General features: G+C 33.6%; 2 protein-coding genes and 1 pseudogene. All 3 read left to right on the top strand.

The window, feature by feature from the left end; all coding sequences use genetic code 11:
* Window positions 1–86: 86 nt before the first annotated feature.
* On the top strand, window positions 87–794 hold the full coding sequence (locus B5P40_RS31990; RefSeq protein WP_016127824.1) for an IS6 family transposase: 708 nt from the start codon (window positions 87–89) through the stop codon (window positions 792–794).
* A 61-nt stretch (window positions 795–855) separates the two neighbouring features.
* Window positions 856–2,214: pseudogene (locus B5P40_RS31985) on the top strand (UDP-N-acetylmuramoyl-L-alanyl-D-glutamate--2,6-diaminopimelate ligase); the annotation flags it as partial.
* Between the two features lie 558 nt (window positions 2,215–2,772).
* Window positions 2,773–3,914, top strand: a 1,142-nt coding sequence (locus B5P40_RS31980; protein ID WP_181462979.1) for an S-layer homology domain-containing protein, incomplete at its 3' end; no start/stop codon positions are given.

The raw sequence follows: 3,914 nt of genomic DNA, 5'->3' as shown, positions 1-3,914 counted from the left end.
GGTGCAAAAATCGCAAGACTCTTGCAAGTAATCTCCTAAACTTGGACATACTGATAGTATGACTCTAAAAAAGGTGCGTGATCAGTATGGAAAAAGAAAATTTATTTAAATGGAAGCATTATCAGCCTGAACTCATCTTATTAACAGTAAGGTGGTACCTACGGTACAATTTGAGCTTCCGTAACCTGGTGGAAATGATGGAGGAAAGAGGATTATCAATTGCTCACACAACAATTATGCGCTGGGTTCATCAATATGGACCTCAATTAGAAGAGAAAGTACGACATCATCTTAAATCAACAAATGACTCGTGGAGAGTCGATGAAACCTATATTCAAGTAAAAGGTCAATGGATGTATTTATATCGTGCAGTTGATTCAGAGGGTTATACAATTGATTTTTATCTAAGTAAATCAAGAGATAAACAAGCAGCCAAGCGTTTTTTCAAGAAAGCCTTGGCTTTTTCGTATGTTTCTAAACCTCGCGTGATAACAGTAGATAAAAACCCTGCTTATCCTGTAGCGATTCAAGAGTTGAAAGAAGAGAAACATATGCCTGAAGGCATGCAACTAAGGCAAGCTAAATATCTCAATAATATAGTGGAACAAGACCACCGGTTTATTAAAAGGCGAGTTCGTTCTATGTTAGGTTTAAAGTCGTTTAAAACAGCAATTTCTATATTGAGTGGTGTTGAAGCCATGCATATGATGAAAAAAGGACAACTTGTTTTACTGGACAAGTCTGTCCAAAATCAAAAACAATTTATTCATAAACTGTTTGGTTTAGCTTCATAGGCTAGAAATGTAGAGGAAGTTGCTACTCTAGGTTTCTAACTAATATTTTTGCACCAGAACCGTATCAAGTATTAAAGGGTTTCTTGAGGATAGGCATCATTTTGCAGAAGATGCAGTGAAAAACGGAGCGGTAGCATTAATTGTAGAAAGAGACGTAAACATCAATGTTCCTAAAATATTTGTTAAGAATGCACGATATGCTATGGCTGTTATTGCCTCGCACTTTTATGGATACCCATCTGATGAAATGAAACTAATTGGAATTACAGGAACAAACGGTAAGACAACAACTTCGTATTTGCTTGAGAAAATTTTGGCTGACTATGGACTTCAAACAGGTCTCATGGGGAATAACGGAATAAAAATTGGTGCAGAATTGTATCCCACTGATATAAACACTCAAGAGCCGCCAATTCTTCAGCGAAATTTACGAGCAATGAAAGATCATCAGACAGAGTATTGTGTTATGGAAGTTACATCACAAGGTTTAGATATGGGTAGAGTTATGGGGTGCAATTTTAAAACTGCTGTTTTTACAAACTTAACTCAAGATCATTTAGATTATCACGGAACATTTGAAGAGTATAAGTATACAAAAGGTCTTTTTTTCTCAAGACTTGGGAATGAATTTTCTTCCATAGATAAAAAATTTGCTGTTCTTAATGCAGATGATCAGTCAGTAGATTATTTTCAAAAGTTAACTTCCGCTAAAGTTATTACATACGGAATAAATAATGAAGCTGATGTTAAAGCAAAGAATATAGCTTTAAGTCCAAAAGGTATTCGATTTTTAGTTTCTTCTTTTAATGGGGAATTAGAAATTACTCTCAACTTAGTTGGACGATTTAATGTTTATAATGCATTGGCAGCAATAACAACTTCATTGATTGAAGGCATTCCACTTGAGGATATTAGTAACAGCCTATCTAGTATAAAAAGCGTCGAAGGTAGAATGGAAATCGTGGATGAAGGCCAGGATTTTCTCTTATTAGTTGATTATGCTCATACACCTGATGCATTAGAAAATGTACTTTCTACAATAAGTGAATTTTCAAAAGGTAAAATTATCACTGTTTTTGGCTGTGGAGGAGATAGAGACTCGAAAAAACGACCTGTAATGGGGGAAATTGCTTGTAGCTACAGTGATTTTGTATTTGTAACCTCTGATAATCCGCGTTCTGAAGATCCTTTGACAATTATTAAAGATATTGAAAAAGGTATGTTGAAATTTAACAATTCAAAGTATAAATTAGAGGTTAATCGTGAGGAGGCTATAAATAAAGCTATACAAATGGCTTCATCCAATGACATTGTTCTCATTGCAGGTAAGGGTCATGAAACTTATCAAATTTTAAAGGATAAAACAATACACTTTGATGATAAAGAAAAAGCCCAAAAAGCTATTTTAAATAACAAATAATTCATGAACATAATTTAACTAACAATATATAAAGTTTAATATATACTATAAAAAAGCTGATTATTCCTTTGATACAGGAAAACAGCTTTTTTTATGTGAAAAATCGCTTAGCGTACGAAATTCGCGTTTTGTTGGTGCTACCCCATTAAGAAGCTCACCTATTTCCGTAGGTGGGGTAAGAAAACGATTATGGGTTTCAAGGGCCACGCTGGAATTAAATACCACGCTTCAATTCTGATAATTGTATTTGAGAACCTCTAAATCCTTTAAAATCAATAACTTGTAATCTTATCAATAGAGTACACTCTATTGATAAAAGAAATATGTAATTATGCATATCTTTTTTTATTATTTTAATAGTAATGAAATCTAATATATAATTATAAGGTTTTTAATTAATTGATAAGGAGATGCGAGTATGAAGAAAGTTATAGGACTTATAGTATCATTATTTTTATTATTTTCTACCTATGCACCAATGTTTACAGAGGAAGCCGAAGTTTTAAATAAGTGCTGATATTGAAATTATATCTTTAACAATTGAATAGGAGGTTTATTGTGAACACAATTAAAAAATTATTTTTGAGTTCTATGGTATGTATTTTATTATTCAGTACATTAGGAACAGTTTATGCAGAACAAAATAATCAAGAAACTACATTATCCTTTATCGATGTGCCAAAAACACATTGGGCGTATAAAGAAATAATGTACATGGCTGAAAATAAAATCATTACTGGTTATGGAAATGGATATTTTGGTGCCACGGATCAAATCACACGCGAACATCTTGCAGCCTTTTTATATAGGTCCTTAAAACCGCAAGACAGTGCCAATAACCCATTTGTAGATATTAGTGAGAGCAATTTCAAAAAGGAAATTTTGGCACTAACAGCACGGGGGATTTTCAGCGTAAATGCTGAGAAAAAGTTCAATCCGAAAAATAATATAACCCGTGCTGAAATGGCTACTGTGCTTGTAAAAACATTTGATTTAAAACCGCAAGGAAATTATGAATTTACCGATATGAAAGGTCATTGGGCCAATGAATATGTGAAAATTCTAGCTGGAAACCAGATAACAAGTGGTACTGGTGACGGCAATTTTAATCCAAATGGATTTGTCACAAGAGAGCAATTTTCTATGTTCTTATATAGGACGATTATGAAAGTAACAGATATGCAAAATGATGGATCAGTTGGCTGGGTGAAGGAGAAAGAGAATTGGTACTATTACAACAAAGATGGTAGTAAGCAAAGAGATAACATTACGTTAGATGGAATAGAGTACTCCTTTTTTAAAGATGGAAGGTTATTCCAAGGAAGAAAACAAGTAGGGAAAGATACTTTATACTATAGTGAACCTGATAAACTAAAGACTGGATGGAGTTTTTCTGCAACTTCATGGAGCTATTTAAAAGATGGGAAGTATGTGACGGGTACATTTACCTATCAAGGAAAACCATTTGAAATTAATAAGTACGGGGATATGGAAAAGGGATGGATTACTCTACGTTCTGCTGTTAAAAGAATCTATCCAAAGCCAGAAACAAAATTTCTATTTAAATCTAAGCCTGTAAAGGATGGAGATGTGTTAGAAGTCATATCCAAACAAGGTTTATGGTATCAGGTAAAATACCAAGGAGAGGTTGGATATGTTCGGGTACTGGAGTCTGTTGTAATTGGTGAATCACCAGTTCG

The sequence above is a fragment of the Bacillus sp. SRB_8 genome (genome assembly GCF_003264205.1).
Classification (GTDB): domain Bacteria; phylum Bacillota; class Bacilli; order Bacillales; family Bacillaceae_G; genus Bacillus_A; species Bacillus_A mycoides.
This window is presented reverse-complemented; position numbering and strand designations above follow the sequence as displayed.